At 68.0% G+C, this 20958-nt stretch carries 19 protein-coding genes; 11 read left to right on the forward strand and 8 right to left on the reverse strand.

Annotated elements, in window-relative coordinates; genetic code table 11:
• Window positions 1–2 precede the first annotated feature (2 nt).
• Window positions 3–1541, forward strand: a complete 1539-nt coding sequence (locus ACM26Y_RS06770) for an oligosaccharide flippase family protein (RefSeq protein ID WP_416062990.1) — start codon at window positions 3–5, stop codon at window positions 1539–1541.
• Window positions 1542–1579: 38 nt separating this feature from the next.
• Window positions 1580–2095 (forward strand): YdcF family protein, encoded by a 516-nt coding sequence (locus ACM26Y_RS06775; protein WP_416062991.1) that lies wholly within the window; start codon window positions 1580–1582, stop codon window positions 2093–2095.
• On the opposite strand, the gene ACM26Y_RS06780 is transcribed toward ACM26Y_RS06775, so the two are convergent.
• Window positions 2062–3192 carry a class I SAM-dependent methyltransferase gene (locus tag ACM26Y_RS06780; RefSeq protein WP_416062992.1) on the reverse strand — a complete coding sequence of 377 codons (1131 nt, stop codon included), beginning with the start codon at window positions 3190–3192 and terminating at the stop codon, window positions 2062–2064. The genes ACM26Y_RS06775 and ACM26Y_RS06780 overlap by 34 nt on opposite strands.
• A 71-nt stretch (window positions 3193–3263) precedes the next feature.
• Between ACM26Y_RS06780 and rfbC the strand changes: the two genes are divergently transcribed.
• A complete protein-coding gene (gene rfbC / locus ACM26Y_RS06785; RefSeq protein WP_416062993.1) occupies window positions 3264–3818 on the forward strand; it encodes a dTDP-4-dehydrorhamnose 3,5-epimerase in 555 nt (184 codons plus the stop codon).
• A gap of 20 nt (window positions 3819–3838) precedes the next feature.
• Here rfbC and ACM26Y_RS06790 read toward each other — a convergent pair whose 3' ends face one another.
• Genes ACM26Y_RS06790 through ACM26Y_RS06805 form a run of 4 tightly spaced genes read right to left on the reverse strand, consistent with a single transcriptional unit; the run spans window position 3839 to window position 7578 of the window.
• A complete protein-coding gene (locus ACM26Y_RS06790) occupies window positions 3839–4879 on the reverse strand; it encodes an NAD-dependent epimerase/dehydratase family protein (protein WP_416062994.1) in 1041 nt (346 codons plus the stop codon).
• A gap of 10 nt (window positions 4880–4889) precedes the next feature.
• Window positions 4890–5534 (reverse strand): PIG-L deacetylase family protein, encoded by a 645-nt coding sequence (locus ACM26Y_RS06795; protein ID WP_003935119.1) that lies wholly within the window; start codon window positions 5532–5534, stop codon window positions 4890–4892.
• Entirely contained in the window at window positions 5531–6325 is a 795-nt protein-coding gene (locus tag ACM26Y_RS06800; RefSeq protein ID WP_371384237.1) for a glucose-1-phosphate cytidylyltransferase, read from the reverse strand. The genes ACM26Y_RS06795 and ACM26Y_RS06800 overlap by 4 nt, the downstream gene beginning before the upstream one ends.
• Window positions 6322–7578, reverse strand: coding sequence for a methyltransferase domain-containing protein (locus tag ACM26Y_RS06805; RefSeq protein WP_416062995.1), 1257 nt, complete (start codon window positions 7576–7578; stop codon window positions 6322–6324). Before ACM26Y_RS06805 ends, ACM26Y_RS06800 begins: the two co-directional genes overlap by 4 nt.
• 246 nt (window positions 7579–7824) lie before the next feature.
• Here ACM26Y_RS06805 and ACM26Y_RS06810 point away from each other — a divergent pair, with 246 nt between their 5' ends.
• The 6 genes from ACM26Y_RS06810 to ACM26Y_RS06835 all read left to right on the forward strand — a co-directional run bounded on the left by ACM26Y_RS06810 (window position 7825) and on the right by ACM26Y_RS06835 (window position 15269).
• Window positions 7825–8286 (forward strand): effector binding domain-containing protein, encoded by a 462-nt coding sequence (locus tag ACM26Y_RS06810; protein WP_040274513.1) that lies wholly within the window; start codon window positions 7825–7827, stop codon window positions 8284–8286.
• Window positions 8283–8708: a hypothetical protein gene (locus ACM26Y_RS06815; RefSeq protein WP_416062996.1), complete on the forward strand. Its 426-nt coding sequence runs from the start codon at window positions 8283–8285 to the stop codon at window positions 8706–8708. Before ACM26Y_RS06810 ends, ACM26Y_RS06815 begins: the two co-directional genes overlap by 4 nt.
• A 507-nt stretch (window positions 8709–9215) precedes the next feature.
• Entirely contained in the window at window positions 9216–9605 is a 390-nt protein-coding gene (locus tag ACM26Y_RS06820; RefSeq protein WP_416062997.1) for a hypothetical protein, read from the forward strand.
• On the forward strand, window positions 9602–11734 hold the full coding sequence (locus tag ACM26Y_RS06825) for an Rv1355c family protein (protein WP_416062998.1): 2133 nt from the start codon (window positions 9602–9604) through the stop codon (window positions 11732–11734). The genes ACM26Y_RS06820 and ACM26Y_RS06825 overlap by 4 nt, the downstream gene beginning before the upstream one ends.
• A gap of 44 nt (window positions 11735–11778) precedes the next feature.
• Complete coding sequence (locus ACM26Y_RS06830) at window positions 11779–13635, forward strand: putative bifunctional diguanylate cyclase/phosphodiesterase (RefSeq protein ID WP_416062999.1); 1857 nt, start codon at window positions 11779–11781, stop codon at window positions 13633–13635.
• A 260-nt stretch (window positions 13636–13895) separates the two neighbouring features.
• Window positions 13896–15269, forward strand: a complete 1374-nt coding sequence (locus ACM26Y_RS06835) for a sugar transferase (protein WP_416063000.1) — start codon at window positions 13896–13898, stop codon at window positions 15267–15269.
• Window positions 15270–15303: 34 nt separating this feature from the next.
• On the opposite strand, the gene efeB is transcribed toward ACM26Y_RS06835, so the two are convergent.
• From efeB to efeU, 3 genes are read right to left on the reverse strand one after another with little or no spacing between them, the layout of a single operon-like run.
• Entirely contained in the window at window positions 15304–16569 is a 1266-nt protein-coding gene (gene efeB, locus ACM26Y_RS06840) for an iron uptake transporter deferrochelatase/peroxidase subunit (protein WP_416063001.1), read from the reverse strand.
• Complete coding sequence (efeO, locus tag ACM26Y_RS06845; RefSeq protein WP_416063002.1) at window positions 16566–17705, reverse strand: iron uptake system protein EfeO; 1140 nt, start codon at window positions 17703–17705, stop codon at window positions 16566–16568. Before efeO ends, efeB begins: the two co-directional genes overlap by 4 nt.
• A gap of 29 nt (window positions 17706–17734) precedes the next feature.
• Complete coding sequence (gene efeU / locus ACM26Y_RS06850) at window positions 17735–18613, reverse strand: iron uptake transporter permease EfeU (protein WP_416063626.1); 879 nt, start codon at window positions 18611–18613, stop codon at window positions 17735–17737.
• A 139-nt stretch (window positions 18614–18752) separates the two neighbouring features.
• Here efeU and ACM26Y_RS06855 point away from each other — a divergent pair, with 139 nt between their 5' ends.
• Both ACM26Y_RS06855 and eno read left to right on the forward strand, forming a co-directional pair.
• The gene (locus ACM26Y_RS06855; RefSeq protein ID WP_416063003.1) at window positions 18753–19514 is read left to right on the forward strand and encodes a lytic murein transglycosylase; all 762 of its coding nucleotides are present in this window, start codon (window positions 18753–18755) and stop codon (window positions 19512–19514) included.
• Between the two features lie 153 nt (window positions 19515–19667).
• Window positions 19668–20954 (forward strand): phosphopyruvate hydratase, encoded by a 1287-nt coding sequence (eno, locus tag ACM26Y_RS06860; protein WP_003935106.1) that lies wholly within the window; start codon window positions 19668–19670, stop codon window positions 20952–20954.
• Window positions 20955–20958 lie beyond the last annotated feature (4 nt).

A 20958-nucleotide genomic window follows, 5' to 3' on the forward strand; every position in this document is an offset into this window, starting at 1 on the left:
CCATGTCGAAGCCTACGGAACGCCCGGAGTCCGCCGAGGCCCCTCCTGTCGGACCGCTCGCGGGACGCTTGCGGCGTGGAGCGGCAATGGCTGCGGCGGGGCTCGTCCTCGTCCAGGGAATCACCTTCGTGCAGACTCTGGTCCTTGCACGTCTGCTCACCCCGGAAATCGTGGGTGTGTTCGCGGCGGCAACGGTACTGACGACATTCCTCGTGGTATTCACCCATGGGACCTTGGCCCAGGCGCTGATCCAACGCGAGAACGAGGTCGACGACGCCGTCACCACCGTGTTCTGGGTGACCCTCGCGACGGGATCCCTCATGGCAGTCGGGGTCCTGACAGCTGCACCGATGATCGGGTGGTTGTTCCACAGCGACGAAGTGGCGACGGTGGCAGCGGTGATGTCCGGGACGGTGCTGTTGACGGCTGCGACGAGTGTGCCCGATGCCGTCATGCAGCGACGGTTCCAGTTCAGTCGCCGGGTCGTCGTCGATCCGGCAGTCGGCCTGACCTACGCTGTGGTCTCGATTGCATGCGCAGCCCAGGGGCTGGGGGTGTGGGCGCTTGCGATAGGTTCGTACGCATCGTTGGCCGTATGGATTGCAGCGAGCTGGTCGCTCTCGCACTGTAATCCGTTCCGCGGACACTTCTCGGTGCGGCTGTGGCGCGAGCTCGCCGTGTTCTCCTTCCCCCTCCTGCTGGACGGTATGGCTGCACGTGCGCAGGAAGCCGTCGAGCTGACCATCATCGGTCGAGGTCTCGACGAAGGGGCTCTGGGCAACTACCGCTACGGACGTCGAATCGCCTTGATCCCGTCCATGGCGATCGTCCAGGTGTGCTCGTATGTCCTGTTTCCGGCCTTCTCCAGGATCGCCTCGGACGTCGAACGGTTCCGGGCGGCATTCCTGCGGTCTCTCCGATGGATATGGCGGGTGACAGTGCCGGTGGCGGCATTGACAGCTGCGCTGGGCGAGTCAGCTGTCGTGTTGTTGCTCGGTGAACCTTGGCGCGGCGCCGGCGTCGCATTGGCGTCGATGGCCGGTATAGGCATCGGAGTGGCGATGACCTCGGTCAGTGCGGAGTCCCTCAAGGGTGCCGGGCGATCCGTGCGGATGAACTGGATGACGGGGGCGGGGATACTCTCCGGCATCCCGTTGCTCCTCCTGCTTCTTCCGCTCGGGCTGTCCGGAGTAGGGCTGGCTGTCTCCGGAACGGCAGTTGTCGTCGGGGTCACGGGACTCGCCGTGACGCGCTCGGTAGTAGGGGTGACCGGACGCGACATGCTGCGGGTAATGTGGTCGCCTGTCGCGGCGTCCGTCCCGATGTTCTTCGCCGTCATGTACTTCGAACGATCGGGAGACACTCCCGACGAACTGTCGCTCGTCGCAGGTATCGGCCGGCTCGTCCTCGAGGTTCTGGTCTTCGGTCTCGGGTATCTCCTCGTCACGAGGTTGGTCGCCCCGGCAGATTTCACCGAGATCCGGGCGGCGGGGGTGTCGCTGATCGCTCGTCTCCGGGGACGGACATGCACGAGAGCGTGACGAGCGCTCGGGGGAGACGGATCCGGATCGGACGGCGGTTGTCGTTCGTCGTCTTCGTGCTCCTGGTGGTGGTCGCCGGAGGCATCCCCCTGTACGTAGCACCCGCTCAGGATCACCTCCTCCCGGCAGACGCAATCGTTGTGCTGGGTGGCCCGGGAGAGGAGCGCTACGCCTACGGGATCGAGCTCGCGAACAGGGGTCTCGCGGCACACGTCGCGCTGTCGGATCCCAGCGGCGGTGAGGACGATCGGCTCACGGGTCTGTGTGCGGAGCCGTCGATTCCGACGGTGACCTGCTTCGAACCCCGTCCTCCGACGACATCCGGGGAAGCGCGAGCGATTCGTGACCTGGCCGCTCGGGAGCATTGGCGGAAGATCATCGTGATCACGTTCCTGCCGCATCTTTCACGTGCGGGATTCATCATCCGGCGCTGTTTCGCCGGCGATGTACTGATGATCGCCAGTCCGGACGGGCTCTCCCCTGGGGAATGGGCATGGCAGTATCTGTATCAGACCGCCGGTTACGCGCGTGCGTTGATAAATCCTCCTTGCTGAAACGCCTGTGCGTACCCGTCGAGCGGTACCCAGCGGCCCTCCAGTTCCCGATAACGCTCGCGCACCTCGGGAAGTAGATCCGGCAAGGTGAGCAGAACCCGGTCGGGCTCCGCCATCATCATGACCTCCGGCGCGACGATCGGCACGTCGGTTCCCGGCATGCGCCGGCCCTGCTTGGCCGGTGAGGCATCTGCCACGGCGGTGACGAGGCGCCGATCGAGCCCGGCGCGTGCGAAGAGCGCTACCGCCCGGGACGCAGCCCCGTAGGCGAAGATCCGTCGCCGCCGGCGTGCCGACGATTCGAGCCAGGCGCGCAGCGCGCGGGACTGCGTGTCCGCTGCCCACTGCAAGCGGCGTACCGACGACACGTCCGTGACACCGATCGCCGTCTCCTTCTCGAGGATGTTCTGGGTCTCCGCCGTCGGCACGGCGCGCGGCGTCCGCCGTGCCGCGACCAGCACGGTGCCGCCGTACAGTTCGAACTCGCGGGCATACACAACGTACAGACCCACCTCGGCTAGCAGCGCGCGCAGTGCGGTCAGTGAGTAGTACGCATAGTGCCCGTGCCGGAGTGCCGTCCACTGGCCCCCCGAGACGATCGTGGCCAACGAATGGAACTGCAGCAGCAGCACGCCGCCGGGGGCGACAGCCGATGCGCGCTCGCGAAACGCCGCGCGCTGGTCGGGAGCGTGCATGATGCCGAACGAGTCGAGCACCACCGAGGCCGCGGCGCCCGCCGCAGCTACCCGGAAGCCGTGTTCGGTGAGCAACGGAAGCCAGGTACCGCCGTGCGGGCTGCCGAACTCGGCTACCGTCCGGCCGACGAGGAGACCTTCCGAGGCCGCAGCACGTACGGCGGCGGCGGCCTGGTCGCGCAGCGCCTGCGGTTCGACTCCACGAGGCTCGTCGGGCACCGAGTCGTCCTCGGCGAGCTGTGCGAGCCCACAGTCGCGGCACAGGTTCATCGCGAGCGGGTGCGCTGTCTCGTCGGCCGTGACGGGAGTGTCGACGGCAGGGAAGCAGTCCGCTGCGGGCATCGGGCCGAGGTCGACGACGCGCTCGACGTCCGGGCTCCCGCATCCTCGGCAGGTGCTCACAGCGCTCTCCTTCCGCCGCAACGGTGCACGGTTCGGCCACGCGGTCGGCGTCGATGCGCGACGATGGGCCGATGCGGGTGGAAACGACGGAACTGGCGGATGTGGTCGTCCTGCGCCCGGAGCCGTTCCGGGACGATCGGGGACTGTTCACCCGCACATTCGACGCCCAGGTGTTCGACGACCACCTCGGCGCGAGCGGAGTGCGCGCCGCCGATTTCGTCCAGGACTCGCAGTCGCGTTCGAAACGCGGCGTTGTACGCGGTATGCACGGACGGTCCGGACGGGGCGAGGCCAAGCTCGTGCGGTGCGCGCACGGCGCGATCCACGATGTGCTGGTCGACATCCGGCGAAGTTCGCACACGTTCGGCCGCCACAGCGCCTTCCTCCTGGACGACGTGGAGTTCGCCCATCTCTATGTGCCGCCAGGCTTTCTGCACGGGTTTCAGGCCCTCACCGAGGTGGCGGACGTGTGCTACCGCATCGACCGGCCGCACGACCCGGTGGAGGATCTGGCGGTCCGGTACGACGACGCCGACCTCGCGATCGGATGGCCCCTCCCGGTGACGGTGCTCAGCGCCCGGGATGCGGCAGCGGGGCCGTGGTCCGCCCTGGCGGCTGGCCTCTGACTGCCCGGACGCCGGCATCCTCACCGCCGCCCGGCGCCGGAGTGCTCGAAGCGCATCGTGCTGTCGAGCACCCCGGCCTCCTGGAGACGCTTCAGGTGGGCGAGCCGGACGAACCGGTTCGAGAAGCCCTCGCGCGTCAACCCGTACTGGAGGTAGCGGGCATACAGTTCGGCTGCCCCGTCGGCCACGGTCCACTGCGGCAGATAGTCGTCGAACGCCTTGCGGATCGCGCTGAAATCGACCCGGTACGAGCGCGGGTCGGCACCGGTCTCGCCGGTGATCACGACCTCCGCGCCCGGGGCGACATCGGCGACGGTCCGGGCGATCTGGGCGACGGTCACATTGTTGGCCTCCATGCCCACGTTGAACGCGGCGCAGTGGATCCGGTCGATCGGCGCGACCAGCGCGTGCGCGAACGCCTCGGCGATGTCCTGCGCGTGTACCAACGGCCGCCACGGCGTGCCGTCGGAGAGCACACGCACCTGGCCGGTCAGCACCGCGGTGCCGACGAGGTTGTTCAGGACGATGTCGGCTCGCAGGCGCGGGGAGAATCCGAACGCGGTGGCATTGCGGAGGAAGACAGGCGAGAAACCGGAGTCGGCGAGGGCGGTCACGTCGTCCTCGACCCGCACCTTGCTTTCCGCATACGGCGTCAGCGGGCGCAGGGGCGCGTTCTCGTCGACTGCGTCCTCGCCGGCCGCGCCGTAGACGGAGCAGGTGGAGGCATAGAGGAATCTCCGCACCCCGGCTGCCTTGGCGCAGCGTGCGAGCCGTACCGACGCCTGATGGTTGATCGCATACGTGATGTCCGGATCGAGCGCTCCGAGGGGATCGTTGGACAAGGCGGCAAGGTGGACCACCGCGTCGAATCCGGTCAGGTGCGACGCGGTGACGTCACGGAGATCGAGCCGGATCGTGGACGGTTCCTCCGGTGCCGGTCCGAGAACGCAGTCCGCGAAGAGACCGGAATCGAGTCCGGTGACGACGTGACCGTGGGCACGCAGGACCGGCACCATGACGGAGCCCAGATATCCCTGATGGCCAGTGACGAGGACGCGCATGGCATGCCTTTCAGAAGTGGACTGTGGCCTTCTCGACTACGAACGCTTCGGCGTGCGGGCGACGGCACTGCACGCCGCGCAGCCGCGACAGACCGAGGAAGGCCTGTTCGTCGAACCAGTCGTGGTCGAGCTGAGAGGGGTAGTGCTTGAGCAGGATCCGGACCTTCTCCTCGGCCACCTTGCGGGTCAGGGGGTGGTAGAGCACCGGGTGGGGGGTGTCGGCCTCCCACTTGAGAATCTCGTATCCGAGCACGAGGTGGTCGCGGAAGACGGTGGGGACGAGTTCGGCGAGCAACCGGTGGTCCTGATGTGCGTCACCGCGCTGCGGTGCGAACACCACGTCGGGTTCGCAGGTGTGCCGGAAGGATTCGAGGGCGGTCTTGATCGCGTCCCAGTACGCGGGGGCGCGGCCGTCCGGAACGTCGAGGACCGTGAGTTCGACGTCCGCCCCGGGGCACAGTGCCGCGAGCGCGTGGCGTTCCTCGATCTCGCGTCGCGAGTCTTCACCCGACAGGACGAAGGCGCGTACCCGCAGGGGTTGTGTCGCCCGGCCGGTCAGGGTGAGCAGTGTGCCGCCGATGCCGATCGCGATGTCGTCGCAGTGGGCTCCGAGCACCGCGACCTCCCCGATGTCGCGGGCGTGCAGTTCGATCACGACGTCACCGTCGCACGGGCGCTCTCCCACACGGTCCACGGATGGATGCCGCGGGCGTAGTTGTCGTCCAGCTCGGCGCGTTCCTTGAACGTGTCGGCCGGTTTCCAGAACCCGTCGTGCCGGTAGCCGTACAGCCGGCCCTGCCCGGCGAGGGTGCCGCAGACGTCGGCGACGAGGTCGCCGCCGGGTGGGAGCAGATCGAAGATCTCCTGACTGAGTACGAAGTACCCGCCGTTCTCCCAGATCGGGAAGCGGCTGACCGGGACGATCTCCTTGATCTCACCGTTCTCGGCGACATCGACGCAGTGGAACGACGACTGTGGGGGGACGACGAGCATCGACGCCGTCGCGCCGGACCGGTGGTAGCGCTCGATCATCACGTCGAGGGGAGCGTCGGTCAGGACGTCCGCATAGTTGGCGAGGAAGTACCGGTCCCCGTCCAGGTGGTCACGCACGCGGCGCAGGCGCTCGCCGATCGCGGATTCGAGGCCGGTGTCGACGAACGTGATCGACCAGTCGCTGATGTCGGTGTTGAGCAACTCGACCCGGTTGTCGTGGAGGACGAAGTCGTTGGACTGTTCTTCGTGGTAGTCGAGGAAGAAGTCCTTGATCTTGGCCGCTCCGTAGCCGAGGCACAGGATGAACTCGGTGTGGCCGTAGTGGGCGTAGTACTTCATGATGTGCCAGAGCAAGGGCCGTGGGCCCACCATCTGCATGGGCTTGGGAATCTCGTCGGTACGGTCGTTGCGCATGCGCATGCCGTAGCCGCCGCAGAACAGGACGACTTTCATACCGTGATCCTCCTGACGAAATCGGCGGGGCCGATGGTGGTGTGCAGTTCGGGCAGCGGGAATACGAGCCGGCCGCCCCAGGCGGAGATGTACTGCAATTGGGTCGTCAGTTCCGCCGCCAGGTTCCACGGCAGGGCGACGACCACGTCGGGCCGGTCCTTCTCGATCTGTTCCGGCGGGAGGATCGGGATCCGGGCGCCGGGTGTGTAACGCCCGTGCTTGTACGGATTGCGGTCGACGGTGTAGGCCATCAGGTCCGGCCGGATTCCGCAGTAGTTGAGCAAGGTGTTTCCCTTGCCCGGGGCGCCGTAGCCGACGACGGACAGGCCCTGGTCGTAGCAGTCGAGGAGGAATCGCAGCAGGGTTCGGCGGACGGAACGGGCGCGGGCTTCGAGTTCGCGGTAACCCGCCGTCGTGTGCAGACCGGCCCGGCGCTCCTCCTCGAGCACGGCTTCCACCTGTGTTCCGGGAGAGCTCGCGACCTCGTCCGGCCGGGCCCAGAGCCGGATCGATCCGCCGTGTGTGCCGAGCAGTTCGACGTCGACGACCGACAGGCCACCGGTGGCCAACGCCCGCATCGCCGACAGCACTGTGTAGTACTGGAAGTGCTCGTGGTAGACGGTGTCGAACTGTGCTTCGCGCACTAGGTTCAGCGCGTGGTGCACCTCGATGGAGATCCAGCCGTCGTCGGCGACGAGGGTGCGCAGCGATCGGGTGAATCCCAGCAGGTCCGGGATGTGGGCGTAGACGTTGTTCGCCACGACCAGGTCGGCAGGCCCGTACTCCTCGCGGATGTCCTCGGCGAGTCCTTCGTCGAGGAACGCGGTGACGGTGGGGACACCGATCGCGCGCGCCGCGGCGCCGACGTTCACCGACGGTTCGATGCCCAGACACGGGATGCCGGCCGCGACAGCGTGCCGCAACAGGTAGCCGTCGTTGCTGGCGACCTCCACGATCGAGGAGTCCGGTCCGAGTTGCAGTTTGCGGACGGCGGCTTCGACGAACTGTCGGGCGTGGTCGACCCACGAGTCGGAGAACGACGAGTAGTAGGCGTATTCGGTGAAGGTGTCCTCGGGGGTGATCAGCGCCGGGATCTGCAGCAGCAGGCAGTCCTCACACAACCGCAGATGCAGGGGATAGGTGGTTTCGGGCAGGTCGAGTTCGTCCGCGGCCAGGAAGCGTTCGCACGGTGGCGTGGCACCGAGATCGAGCACGCTGAGGAGCCGCTCCGATTCGCACAGTCGGCACTTCATTGATCACACCCCTCGGGCAGTCGGCCGGGGACCGCGCTTGCGAGATTTTGCAACATCGGGTCCGACTCAACTAGATAACCATACTGAGAGATCGAACGGTAGCCTTAAACAAACCTCAATATTGTTTTGGCGGCTGTTTGGCGCCGATCGGTAGACACACCTAGACTCGGGACTATTCACTCCCCCGCTCGTGGGTCGGGCACGCCGGGGGCGAGGCGTACTGTGAGGTCCTGGGGAGGTCTCCCGATGTCGTTTCAGATCGTTCAGCGCGAACGGACTCTCGTCGCCGGTCTGCCCGTGCGCAGCCCGCGCCGGGCTCTCGGCAAGGTTCGCGACCGCGCGCTCGACCGGGCTTGGTCGGCGGTGCTGAAGCAGGAGCTCGGCGGTCCGCTGGCCTCCGCCTATACCGATCACGCGGTCGACATCGACTCCTACTACACCCAGACGGTCGGGTATCAGTGCGAGTCGCTGGACCAGGTGACGGAGGGGCACATAGTTGCCTGCCTGCCGGCCGGGACGTACGCGAAGTTCTCCTCGACCGGTACTTTCCCCGGCGTCTTCATCGATCTGTGGGACCAGATCCGTGCGGCCGAGGAGGCCGGCGAGATCGTCCGATCCTTCACCGGTGATTTCGAGTTCTATCCGCACGCGTACCGCATCGACATGTACGTGTCGATCGTGACCTCGGAAAAGGCTGGTGTGCAATGAGTTTCGAACTCACCAAACTGCACGGCCACTATGTGGGCGGCCTCGTTCTGCCGGGACTCGAACCGGGATCGACCGGCCAGCAGTCCGAACTGCTGGCCTTCACGGAGGATCGCATCCGCGCGCGCGGCGTCGGCGAGGTGCTCGTGGTCTACATCTGCCATCCCGAGGTCGGATGGAATGCGGTAATCGGCAGTCGTTGCGAGGGCCTGAGCGAGCTGACGATCGGGGACTCGCTGGTACGGGTCCCCGCCGGGTACTTCGCCCGCTTCGTGCCGGACGGAGAGCATTCCGATCCCGTCGACGACGTGTGGCACCAGGTGGAGATCGCCGAGAAGGAGGGGCTGATCGAGCGGGCACACCGGGAGGAGGTGGCAGTCATCGGACCGTCGGGACTGACGGAACTCTACATATCTCTGGCTTGAACGCTGTTGTGTGCTTCGAACACCGTTCTTCGGCGTGAACACTGTGGGGAGCACCCGGATACTGCATACTCGATCCATACAGCCACATATACGATCCGCACCGTCCCGGGTCGGGGATTTCGACCGCGAGGAGCGCGAGGATCCGATGTGGTCCGCCGGGTGACTCCGACCGGGGTCTCCCGCAAAGTCGGGAGGCCGACCGTGGATCGAGCAGTGCGCGCCGCATCGCACTCGGTGCGGGAGCGAGTCTCGACCTACCGGGATCAGGCCTCCGGATATTCGTTCGTCGCAGCCGCACCGAGTGCGGCGCCGGATCTGTGGAACGAATACATTGCCCGGGCGTTGGGCGCTTATCGTCGATTCGGCGTCGAATCCGCACTGGAATACGAAAGTGTGCGAAGCGGGGAGAGCACGGCAATATTCTGCGCGGGGCTCGATCGAAGGGGGGTCGTCGTGGGCGGGGTGCGGGCCCAGGGGCCTTACCAGAACGCGGACGAGTCCCACGCCTTGACCGAATGGAGCGCGCCGGAGCACGTCGACCATCTCCGCCGCATGATCGAGAGCCGAATCCCGTTCGGTCTGATCGAAGCCAAGGCGGCGTGGGTGTCCGAGGATGTGCCCAAGCGCCGAGAACTCACGCTTGCCGTGGCGCGCATGGGCGCGAAGTTCATGGGCCTGCTCGACTCGCGATACATGATGGCCACCGCCGCCGACAACCTGCTGGATCTGTGGAAGACCTGCGGGGGTGTGGTCGACCCGAGCATGCCGGCCACCCCGTACCCGGACGCCCGCTATCGGACCCGGCTCATGTGGTGGGACCGTCTGCGCACCGATCCGTTCGGCGACGAACTCCGACGAGAAGTGGGTGGGATCCGCTTCGACGGGGAGCCGATGTGAACGCCGACGGCGAGACCGGATGGACGCCCTCCGTGTTTGCGGAGGACCGGCCGCAGGACATGGAGGAGCTTCGACGTCTCCGCTCCGAACCCGGGCTCGTCGTCGTCGACCGTCTCGCCGATCAGGTGAGAGGACTGCGCGAGGTGCTCCCGCGGCCGGAGAGCGACCTGCTCGACGAGCCGGCGCGGTGGGTCCATTACCCCTGGCATCGGACCGTCGTCCGCGTACTCGGCCCGAACTCGTTCCGGCGGTTACGGCTGGATCGTAACCGGAACAAGGTGACGTCGGCCGAACAGGATCGGCTGCAGGAAGTGACGGTCGGAATCGTCGGTTTGAGTGTCGGCTTCTCGGTTGCGCAGGCGCTGGTGCTCGACGGAGTGTGCGGAGAACTGCGACTCGCAGACTTCGATCCGATCGAGTTGTCGAATCTCAATCGGCTGCCGGCTTCCCTCGTCGATCTGGGCACGAACAAAGCGGTCGTGGCCGCGCGACGACTCGCGGAACTGGATCCGTACCTGCCCCTGTCGGTGTGGCCCGATGGAGTGGGGCCGGAAACGATCAGCGAGTTCGTGGACGGACTCGACATCGTGGTGGACGAGTGCGACTCGCTGGACGTGAAGGTCGCGTTGCGTGCGGAAGCGGCCCGGCGGGCGGTACCGCTGGTGATGGAGACGAGTGACCGGGGACTGATCGACGTCGAACGCTTCGATCTGCAGCAGGGGCGGCCGTTCCACGGTCTGCTGGGAGAGATCGACCCGGAGCGGCTCGCCGCGTTGTCGGGCCGGGAGAAGATTCCGTACGCGCTGCGCCTGCTCGGACCGGAGCGGATCTCGGCCCGGATGGCCGCTTCCCTCCTGGAGGTGGAGCAGACGCTGGCCACCTGGCCTCAACTGGGCAGCGAGGTGATGCTCGGCGGCGCGACGGTCGCCGCGGTCGTGCGACGGCTGGGGCTCGGGCAACCGCTGAACTCGGGACGCGGCCGTGTGGATGTCGAAGCCTGCCTCGACGCCCTGACCCTCCCGGCGGATCCCGGAAACCGGCCGGGTGCGGATGCACCCCCGCCCCCGGAATCGGACGATCCGATCGACCGGGTACTGCACGCCGCGAGCAGAGCCCCCTCGGGCGGCAACAGCCAGCCGTGGTCCGTCACGGCCGGCGGCGGAACCCTCGAGATCGACATCGCGGACGACTTCGTGCCGACCGCGATCGACATCCACGCCCGAGGCAGCTACGTCGCGCTCGGCGCGGCCCTGCAGAACGCGCGCATCGCCGCCGCGGCACACCGGATACTCGGTGCGGTCCGGGTGCTCGAACGGGACGCCGGTGAGCCGCCGCGCAAGGTGCTCGCGACGATGCAGTTCTCCGACGGAACGGACTCGGTCCTGGCCGCCCAGTACGAGATGATGCTCGCCCGCGGAACCAATCGGCAGCCCGGCGACGGATCGCCACTTTCCGACGCCGAGACGGCTGCCCTCCACCGGGCAGCCGAACAGGAGGGGGGCCGGATCAGGATCGTCACGGGCGCCGATCGCCTCGCCGAGGCCGCGGAGCTGCTCGCAGAATCGGACAGGATCCGCTACCTGACTCCCGTTCTGCGGCGCGAGATGCTCTCGGAACTGCGGTGGCCGGATTCGGAGGACATCGACAGCGGCATCGACGTCCGGACACTCGGGATGGACGACGCGGAGCGCACGATGCTCGACCTGGCGCTTCGAAACGATGTGCTCGATCAACTCGGGGAGTGGGACCTGGGGCACGGGCTGGGGCGGCTGACCGGAATGCGGGTGCGGAGCAGTTCGGCACTCGTGGCGGTCTTCGCGGCGGGTCCACGGCCCGCCGACTACGTCCGTGCGGGGATGGCAGCCGAGAGCGTGTGGATTTGCGCCCACAGTCTGGGGCTTGCGGTCCAGCCTGCTTCACCGGTGTTCCTCTACGCCGAGGACGACACCGACCTCGTCCGGCTCTCGGAGGTCCGGTTCGGCGCGCTCGGAAAGCTGCAGTCGACGCTCGACGACGCGTTCGACCGGCCGGCCGACCTGCGCTTCGCCCTCCTGCTCCGGGTGGCGCGGGCGCGACCGGAACGGATTCGCAGTGCGCGTCGCTCGGATAGAGTTCGAAAACATCCCTGATCCGGTCCGCTCGCGTCGAATGTGCTGTTCCCAAGGGGTTTGAGATGGCGGAGAAGAGCTTCGAGAACATCGTCACCCGGGTGGCTTCCCACCTCATGCCGGCGGACGCCGTGTCTCATCACTCGGTGATCGAACGGGTGCTCCAGGAGCTCGTCGAGCACTTCGAGGTCGACACCTGCTTTCTTCGCTACAACGATCACGAGATCCACGCGACGGTCCTCGTCGCCGAGTGGCCGCCGCGGGAATTCGTGCCGGACCCGGACCCTCTGGGAGTGGTGCACTTCCGGGACGCCGACCCGATCTTCGCCATGACGGAGACCATGAAGGAACCGGCCGTCACCCGCCCGGGACAGTCGGGGGACGAATACGCCGACCGGGTGCGCGCGGGTTCGGGGGTGCCCGAGGTCTCGGTCGCGGCGGTGCCGCTGATCTCCGGGAGCGTCACCACCGGCACCCTGGGCTTCATCAAGGCCGGTGATCGCGACTGGAGCGAGGACGAAATCAACACCTTGATGATGATCGCGGCTCTGCTGGCGCAGGTGCAGGCCCGTGTCCGCGCCGAACAGGACCTGCGCGACGCGGCCTATCACGACGATCTCACCGGCCTCGCGAGCCGGCGCGCCCTCCTCGAACACCTCGAGGAGCGGCTGAAGCGGGGGCAGCCGGGGCCGGTCGCCGTCCTGTTTCTCGACCTGGACCGGCTCAAACCGCTCAACGACTTCCTCGGTCACGCCGCCGTCGACGTGTTCCTGTGCCGTACCGCACAGCGATTGTCGCGCGTGTGTGATCCGAAGGACATGGTGGCACGCCTCGGCGGTGACGAGTTCGTCGTCGTGCTCGACGGGCCGGTGTCGCTGGAGGCGGCCCGGGAACGCGCCGAGGCGCTGCGGTGGGCGGTCGGGATGTCGGTGCAGCTGGGCAGTCAGGTCGTAGGCCGCGGGGGCAGCCTCGGCGTTGCCGTCGGCGAGCCCGGACGGATCACGCCGGTGGCGCTGCTCGGCCGGGTCGACGAGGCGATGCTGATGGCCAAGAGCAAGGGTGGCAACAGCGTCGTCGCATACACCGAGGACATGCGAGGCGCGAGCGAGCGCCGCAACCTCATCGAGCTGAGCCTGCGGACGTCGATCGACGACGAGCATCTCACCCTGGACTATCAACCCGAGTTCGACCTGCGTGACGGCAGCATTCTCGGTGTCGAGGCCCTGGTGCGATGGAATCATCCGGTGCTGGGCAAGCTGCAGCCGGCCGAGTTCATCGAGGTGGCCGAGTCGACGAACCTGGCGGGCGAGCTCGGAGGCTGGGTGCTGCGAACGGCGTGCGGGCAGTTGGCGGAGTGGCGACGGCGTATTCCGGGACTGAACATTCGGATGAGTGTGAACGTCTCGCCCGTGCAGCTGGTGAGCCTCGATTTCGTGGAGACGGTGGAGAGCGCACTCGAGGAGTTCGGCCTCGGCAGCTCGTGCCTGTGCCTGGAGATCACCGAGTATGTGGTCGTCAGCGATCTCGAACGTTCGCGCAAGACGCTCCGGCGGCTCGAGCGTCTGGGCGTGTGCTGCGCGATCGACGACTTCGGAACCGGGTACAGCTCACTTGCCCACCTGAAGTCGCTGCCGGTCCACACGCTCAAGATCGACAAGGCGTTCGTGCTGAACCTTCAGCGCAGCGAGAGCGATCGCGTCATCGTCGAGTCGATCATGGGACTCGCTTCGGCATTCGGCCTGGATGTGGTGGCCGAGGGTCTCGAGTCGGTTTCGGCAGCGACCAAGCTTCTGGACATGGGATGCCGGCGCGCGCAGGGCTTTCTCCTGAGTCGGCCGAAGCCGCCCGAGCAGATCGAGGAAGTATTGCGCCGCGGAAGAATCGACCTTCCGTGGAAGGTGCCGATCCCCCTGCATGAATGAACCACCGGTCCGTTATTGTGTCTAAAACAATCTCCAGGTAGGTTTTAAGGGGTCCGAGGCTCCTCGACTCCGAAATGGGGATGACTCCGATGCGGAACCGCGAGATGAACACCCCCGTCGCCGGTGCGGGTGGCGCCACAGTCCGGACCACGGTGGACCACGCGGGCGCCACGCGGTCGGATGCGGGGCGGAGCCTGCCTGGACTCTGCGCCCCGAATCCTGTTCCGAGGCCCCGGTGGGAGCGCCGGTATGCCGTTCTGGTGTTCTGCTGCGACCTGTTCTGCATCCTGGTGGCCGACCTGGCAATCACCTTCGGCTATCACACACCGGAGATTCCCACGGGGCAGACGCTCGCCGTCGTCGCCGTGGTCCCGGTCGCTGCGATGTCGAGCCTCGCGATCCAGAGGGCTTGGGACGTCAGGGTTCTGGGAGCCGGCGTCGAGGAGCTGCGCCGAGTCGGCCGGGCGTACGTGCTCGCCACGGCGACGTTGGCCGTGGCCGGCTACGCGTGGGGGACCGCGAGCGGTCAGTCCTGGGTCTTCGGCGCACTACCGCTGGCCGCCGTCGCGACGCTCGGTGCCCGCCTGCTGCTGCGTCGCTTCGTGCGCAGCCGCCGGCGGCGGGGACGCTTCGTACGATCGGTCCTGATCGCGGGTGACACGCTGGAGGTGCACGAGCTGCTTGCCCGAGCGGAGGAGTTCCGCGATGCGGGGTGGCAGATGGACGGAATCTGCCTGCCGGTCACGAAGTCGGACGAGGCGCTCCCGCTCGCCGTCGACGACGTGCCGGTGCTGGGAACCGAGGACGACATCGTCGGAATCGCCCAGTTGCATGAGTTCCAGGCGGTCGCCCTGTTGCCGTCGAGCGGCTGGACTCATTCGAAGACCCGCAGACTCAGCTGGGATCTGGAGCGTACGGGTGCCGATCTGCTGATGGCTCCGGTCCTCATGGACCTGGTGGGGCCGCGTCTGCACATGGCACCGCTCGCCGGGCTGCCGCTGCTCCAGCTCAGCGCTCCTCGCTACGTCGGCCCGGCCTGGGTGGTGAAGAACATCTTCGACCGGGTCGCCGCCCTCGCGATCGTGGTGCTGCTGGCGCCGCTCCTGTTGGCCATTGCCCTGGCCATTCGGGTCACGAGCCCAGGTCCCGTGCTCTTCCGGCAGACCCGCGTCGGCAGGGACGGGCGCACGTTCACGATGTTCAAGTTCCGCAGCATGGTGGTCGATGCGGAGGACCGCCTCGCAGAGCTGGCCGACCGCAGCGACGGCAACGGGATCCTGTTCAAGATGCGGGAGGATCCCCGGATCACGCGGGTGGGCCGCGTCATCCGCCGGTACTCGCTCGACGAGCTGCCGCAGTTGTTCAACGTGGTCACCGGCGACATGTCGCTGGTCGGCCCACGACCTCCGCTCGAGTGCGAAGTGGCGTGCTACGGCGAGGACGGCGCGCGCCGACGGTTGTTCGTGAAGCCGGGGCTGACCGGGTTGTGGCAGGTCAGCGGCCGGAGCAACCTGAGCTGGGAGGAGTCGGTGCGGGCCGACCTGCGGTACGTCGAGAACTGGACCTTCGCGCTCGATCTGTCGATCCTGCGCAGGACCCTGCGTGCCGTGCTGCACAGCGACGGCGCTTACTGAGCTCCCGCGACGCGCCCCTTTCACTCCGTCTCGTTCACGCGTCGAAGAGCGCCTGCCCCCAGTACTCGCCCGGCGCCGGCCCGGCCGGGCACGCGAACACCGCCGATCCCACATGCTGGATGTACTCGTTGAGTGCGTCCCGCCGTGCCAGTTCGCGCTGCATCGGCACGAACTGCTCGAGCGGGTTGCGGCAGAACGCGATGAAGAACAGTCCCGCGTCCAGGTGGCCGAATCCGTCGGAACCGTCGGTGAAGTTGTATCCCCGGCGCAGGATTTTCAGTCCGCCCAGGTGCTGGGCCGACGCGAGCCGCACGTGCGCGTCGACGGGGACGAACGGCCCGTCCGGCCCCTTGGACTCGAGATCGAGTTCGTCGAACTCGCCGGTCTTCCCGAGCGGAGCGCCCTCGCGCTTGGTGCGGCCGATCACCTGTTCCTGTTCCTGCAGCACTGCCCGGTCCCACTGCTCGATGAGCATGCGGATCCGTCGCGCCACCAGGTAGGTGCCGCCGGCGAGCCAGGCCTGGTCGTCGTCGGCGTCGACCCAGACCGATTCGGCGAGCGACGCGGGATCCTCGGCCTTGAGGTTGTTGGTTCCGTCCTTGAACCCGAACAGGTTCCGCGGTGTCTGCTGCGATGTGGAGGTCGACGAGGTGCGGCCGAAGCCGAGCTGTGACCAGCGCACCGATGCGGTGCCGAATGCGACCCGTGCCAGATTGCGGACGGCGTGCACCGCGACCTGTGGATCGTTGGCGCACGCCTGGATCGCGATGTCGCCGCCGCTGCGGGCGGGATCGAGGTTGTCCGCCGGGAAGTGCGGAAGGTCCTGCAGCGCAGCAGGTTTGCGATCGGACAATCCGAACCGGTCGAAGAGCGACGGTCCGAACCCGATGGTCAGGGTCAGCTGGGAGGCGTCGAGGTCCAGGGCCTCACCGGTGTCGGTGGGCGGATGGTAGGGGCCCTCACCGGTGGCGCCGTCCTCGGTGGCCTCGCGCCCGGCGGTCATCCGCTCGGCCATCTCCGTCCACGTCCTCAGCAGCGCGATCACCTCGTCCCGGTCGTCGGTGGTGACGTCGAAGGCGACGAAGTGCATGCGGTCCTGGGCGGGGGTGACGATCCCGGCCTGATGCGGACCCCGGAACGGGACGGTGCCGGCGTGGCCGGCGTCCGTGCCGGGGGCGGTGACCCGGCCGACCACCGCGCCCGCCCCGGCGAGCGCGGCGCCGGCGCCGACGGCACCGAACAGGCGCCGGCGGGAGATGCCCGCGCGGGACGCGGGTGCGGAGGTCGGCGTCTCGCTCATGCGCCCCCTGCCCCCGCGACGACGCCCTGCACCTTGCTTACCTCGGCCGAGAGTGCGTCGAGCAGGCGGGAGAGCTCCTGGCGCTGCGACTCGGTGACCGTGTCGTAGGAGACGAAGCCGTCACCCTGCCGATACTGCGCGAGCGCGGCGTCCAGATCGGCGAAGCGGGCGTCGATGGCCTGCGCCAGCTGCGGGTCGTTCGCGTCGAGGATCGGGCGCAGAGCCGCGACCGCGGCCTGGGAGCCGTCCACGTTGCCCTGGAAGTCCCACAGGTCGGTGTGCGAGAAGATGTCCTCCTCACCGGTGATCTTCGAGGTCGAGACCTCGTCGAGCAGACCCTGCGCGTTGCCGGCGATCTTGGTCGGATCGACCGTGTAGTCGTCGGCATTTACCAGGTCGGCCAGCTCCTGGACGTCGGCAGCGAGTCGATCGGCGATCGCGGCCGTGTCGGGCTGGGCTCCCTGCACCCACAGGTCCTTCTCGAGCCGGTGGAATCCGGTCCACGCCTGACCGGGCTCGAGGTCGGCCTCACGCAGGTCGATCCGGGGATCGAGGTCGCCGAAGCTTTCCGCCTCGGGTTCGATCCGTTCGAAGTAGGTGCGGCTGATCGGGAACAGCCGCTTGGCCTCGCCGACGTCGCCCGCTTTCACGGCGGCGACGAATTCGCCGGTGGCGGAGACGAGCGCCTCGGTCTGGCTGCGGATGTACCGGCGGTAACCATCCCCGGCCTCGGCGAGCTTGCCGTCGGCGTCGGTGGCGGCCTTGGAGTCACCCGTGACCACGAATTCGTGCCGGAGGCCGTCGCCGACCATCCCGGGGCGGCAGGACAGTTCGTAGGTGCCGGCCTCGGGCAGGTTCACGATCAGCTGCCGGGTGAGTCCGGGACCGATGTTCTCGATCTCGCCCATCACCCGGTCGCCGGCGGCGAACACGTAGAACTCGGTGACCTTGGTTCCGTTGTTGGTGATGCTGAAGGTGGAGTGCCCGGTCGTGCCCTCCTCTGCCGCGACCTCGCACGCGTTGTCGGTGGCGGTGACGGCGATCGAGTCGTCGGCTGCGGTCGACTTCTCGGTGCAGCCCGCCAGAGCGAGGGGCAGGGCCGCTGCCGCCGCAAGGGCGTACGTGGATCGACGCATGTGATCGGTGCCTTTCGGAGAGGAGGAGGTCAGGCGGCGACGGCGGGTTCGGCCGTGCGCGCCGGCGCGACGGGACGCAGGAACAGGTACAGGACGACGGCGAGATAGCTCACCCACGCGACGGCCTGCAGGACCGTGGGATCCGGGCGGAGGTTGAGGATGCCGGCCAGCACGGTTCCGTACCAGCTGCCGGCGTCGTAGTGGGCAGAGGCGTCGAAGGCGAGAGTGGAGCCGCCGGGCAGGACGCCGCCGATCTGGAGGGCGCGCAGGCCGTAGGCCAGGATGCCGGCGGCGACCACGACCAGGAAGACACCCGTGTACCGGAAGAAGCGGGCCATGTCGATCCGGATCGCCCCGAGGTACATCAGGACCGTGAGGACGGCGGCCACGCCGAGCCCGAGGAGCAGGCCGACGAGCGGCCACGCGCTGCCGGCGGTGTTCTCGGCGTACCCGACCATCAGCAGCGCGGTTTCCAGACCTTCACGCCCGACCGCGAAGAACGACAGGGTCAGTACCGCGGTCGGTCCTGCGAGCAGTGCCCTCTGCATCCCGGCGCGCAGATCGCCCGAGATCGACCGCGATGCGGTGCGCATCCACAGCACCATGGCGGTCACGATCACCACCGCGACGAGCGAGGCGAGGCCCGCGGCGACTTCGGCGGCGAGCCCGGTGAGGGTGGTGGTGCCGAGATGGATGATCGCGAATGTCGCGGCAACCATGGCGACGGCAGTGCCGACGCCGAGCCGTACCCACCGCAGCGCGTCGCGGCGCTCGGACTTGACGAGGAAGGCGACGAGGATCATCACGACGATGCCTGCTTCGAGGCCTTCGCGCAGGCCGATGAGACCTGAACCCATCAGCTGGGTGGCGATCGAGGGCGCCCCGGAACTCGCGGCGAGCACTGACATGGACACGACTCCAACGGTTAGGTGAGGCGAACCTCTCTTAGGTGACGCAAGCCGAAAACATACACCCGGCGAGAGCGCCGTCGAAAGGGACCTTGGTCTCTTTACCTGCGCTTTGCCGGCGATATGGATGATGGGAACCATGCCCCCTGCCACCTCGCCGCGACGCTCACCGTGGCCGCGCGTCCTGTTCGGCGCGGTCGCTGCGACGATCCTCGTGGTCGTCGGGGTTGCGGTCTGGAGCCCACGCGAGCCGCGCATCCCGATCCCCGACGGCGTCCCGCCCGTACCCGGCACCGCCGTCCCGGCGATCGACGTCGACGCCCCCGGCCGCACCGCCGACCAGTTGCGGGACTGGGCCGCGCCGCAGGCCGAGGCACTCGGCATCCCCCGCACCGCCCTCGAGGCCTACGGTCACGCCGCCGCCGTGCTCGCCGCCGCGCGCCCCGGCTGCGGTCTCGCCTGGACGACCCTCGCCGGTATCGGAAGCGTCGAGAGCCGGCACGGCCGGTACAACGGCGCCGCCATCGCCCCGGACGGCCGCGTCGACCCGCCGATCCGCGGTATGCCCCTCGACGGCGGACCCGGACTGGCCGAGATCCGCGACACCGACGGGGGCCGCCTCGACGGTGATCCCGTTCTCGACCGGGCCGTCGGGCCCATGCAGTTCATTCCCGAGACCTGGTCCCGTTGGGGTGTGGACGCGAACGGCGACGGCGTCGCCGATCCCGACAACATCGACGACGCGGCCCTGTCCGCCGGCCGCTATCTGTGCGACCGCGGAGGCGACCTCACCACTGCCGAGGGGTGGACGCGCGCTCTCATGGCCTACAACCTCTCGGGTGAGTACCTCGCTCTGGTACGCGACCGCGCCGCCGCGTACGGGGTGGGCCGTCGACCCTGACGCGACTGTCCGATCCGTCCGCCTCGCCACCGGGCAACCCGCCGGTGGCCGCCACCGCGGGGCGCGCCGTGCTTCGGGCGCAGGTCGGGGCGGTTAGGCTGTCCCCAGCGTGCAGACCCCGCAGCGTGAAGTCCATCGAAGGAGAATCAGCCAGTGGCCATCATTGAGCAGGTAGGAGCCCGCGAGATCCTCGATTCGCGTGGTAACCCCACGGTCGAGGTCGAGGTGCTGCTCGACGACGGAAGTTTCGCCCGCGCTGCGGTGCCGTCCGGTGCTTCCACCGGTGAGCACGAGGCCGTCGAGCTGCGCGACGGCGGCGAGCGCTACTTGGGCAAGGGCGTCGAGCAGGCCGTCGAGGGCGTCCTCGGCGAGATCGCCCCGGCGATCATCGGTCTCGACGCGACCGAACAGCGCACCGTCGACCAGGCCCTCCTCGACACCGACGGCACCCCCGACAAGGGCCGGCTCGGAGCCAACGCGCTCCTCGGTGCCTCCCTCGCCGTCGCCAAGGCGGCGGCCGAGTCCTCCGGGCTCGAGCTGTTCCGCTACCTCGGCGGCCCGAACGCCCACATCCTGCCCGTGCCGATGATGAACATCCTCAACGGCGGCGCTCACGCCGACACCGGCGTCGACGTGCAGGAGTTCATGGTCGCCCCGATCGGCGCGCCCACCTTCAAGGAGTCCCTGCGCTGGGGCGCCGAGGTGTACCACTCCCTCAAGTCCGTGCTCAAGAGCCGCGGCCTGGCCACCGGCCTCGGTGACGAGGGTGGATTCGCGCCCGACGTCGCCGGCACCAAGGAGGCCCTCGACCTCATCAGCGAGGCCGTCGCCAAGACCGGTCTGAAGCTCGGAACGGATGTCGCGCTCGCGCTGGACGTCGCCGCCACCGAGTTCTACACCGCGGGCACCGGCTACAAGTTCGAGGGCAAGGACCGCACCGCGGACGAGCTCGCCGACTTCTACGACGAGTTGCTCTCCGCATACCCGCTCGTGTCCATCGAGGACCCGCTGAGCGAGGACGACTGGGACGGCTGGGTCGCGCTGACCGACAAGATCGGCAACAAGGTGCAGCTGGTCGGCGACGACCTCTTCGTCACCAACCCCGAGCGCCTCGAGGAAGGCATCGTCAAGGGTGCCGCCAACGCGCTGCTCGTGAAGGTGAACCAGATCGGCACCCTCACCGAGACCCTCGACGCGGTCGATCTCGCGCATCGCAACGGGTACAAGTCGATGATGAGCCACCGCTCCGGCGAGACCGAGGACACCACCATCGCGGACCTCGCCGTCGCCGTGGGCAGCGGCCAGATCAAGACCGGTGCTCCGGCCCGCTCCGAGCGCGTCGCCAAGTACAACCAGCTGCTGCGCATCGAGGAGTCGCTCGGCGACGCCGCCCGGTACGCCGGCGAACTGGCGTTCCCGCGTTTCAACATCGAGGGCTGAGCGC

Origin of the sequence: Rhodococcus indonesiensis (genome assembly GCF_047782815.1) — a bacterium.
Lineage (GTDB): Bacteria > Actinomycetota > Actinomycetes > Mycobacteriales > Mycobacteriaceae > Rhodococcus > Rhodococcus indonesiensis.